The sequence below is a fragment of the Desulfovibrio sp. 1188_IL3213 genome, assembly GCF_036763145.1.
Taxonomy (GTDB): domain Bacteria; phylum Desulfobacterota; class Desulfovibrionia; order Desulfovibrionales; family Desulfovibrionaceae; genus Desulfovibrio.
In genome coordinates this window covers 1-1,055 of the sequence record NZ_JBAIYR010000619.1, presented here as the reverse complement: position 1 = coordinate 1,055, position 1,055 = coordinate 1, and the positions used below count along the sequence as shown (strand labels likewise).

At 57.0% G+C, this 1,055-nt stretch carries 1 protein-coding gene; it reads left to right on the top strand.

Going from position 1 to position 1,055, the window contains the following annotated elements:
- The first annotated feature begins 346 nt into the window (after window positions 1-346).
- Complete coding sequence (locus tag V6C16_RS14070) at window positions 347-679, top strand: CGGC domain-containing protein (RefSeq protein WP_333536749.1); 333 nt, start codon at window positions 347-349, stop codon at window positions 677-679.
- Window positions 680-1,055: the final 376 nt, after the last annotated feature.

The window sequence follows — 1,055 nt, the reverse complement described above, 5'->3', positions numbered from 1 at the left end:
TACATTCTCAAAGTTTAAGGCACGCTCACTTCGGCGTTTAACCGCGCAGATAAACTGCGCTTACGCCTCCGTAGCGAACGTCTGCTCACGCAGCCGCCAGAGCAATTTCAAAGTGAAATTGCTCTAGGCCGGTTTTCGGACCGGACACGAACCGAAAGCTGGAACATATGAATATTGCGCCCGCGCGGCTTGCAGCCGGCCGGACGTGAAATCACGGGGGAGAAACCTTGCTTGACAAGGCTTCTCCCCCGCGGTTTTTAGGGCAATGCGGCGCTGTCCCCCGGCTGAGGGCCATTGCAGCACACCATGCGATGCCTCCCCACGAAACATTCTGACGGAGAAAACGATGAACATCGGCATTATCAGATGCATGCAGACAGAAGACTTCTGCCCGGGCAGCACGGACTTCAAAATGGTGCGCGAAAGAAAAGGCGCATTTGAGGGTATTGAAGAGGATATCAATATCACGGGCTTCATTTCATGCGGCGGCTGTCCCGGCAAAAAAGCCGTGCTCCGCGCGCAGGATCTTGTCAAGCGCGGGGCGGATACCATTGTTTTCGCATCCTGCATTCAAAAGGGTACGCCCATCGGCTATCCCTGCCCGTTTGCCAAAAAAATGCGTGAGGTAGTGGCCCGCGCCGTCGGCGACTCCATACCGATTATGGACTACACCCACTGATTGGGCAGGTCTGCGTTTGGCCTCCGGTTGTGTGTTTTTCCGGCATGCTTTATGCAAAGATTAAAAACATACGCGGCCTTTCGCCCTGTGCGTGAGGTTGCATCAGCCTGAATTACCCGTCCCACAAGGGGCATAAGGAAAATTTCACGCGCCGCGCATGTCATAAGCTTGACGACGCGCCGCGGGACAAGCAAGGAGTCTCCGTGGCCCGCACAGCAAAAAGCCCCCAGCCCCCGACCAGAAGCGGTCTCAGGCGGCTTGCGCCTCCTCTGGCCTTTTTGCTGGCCCTTTGCCTGCTGGTGGTCTGCTTTTACGACACGGGCTACACCTCACTGCCGCCCACCGGCAAGCGCTACGACACCGCCAAGGCGGGCAT

Excerpts from the sequence above, each read along its gene's own strand:
- V6C16_RS14070 (WP_333536749.1), top strand. The coding sequence starts at position 347 with ATGAACATCGGCATTATCAGATGCATGCAGACAGAAGACTTCTGCCCG.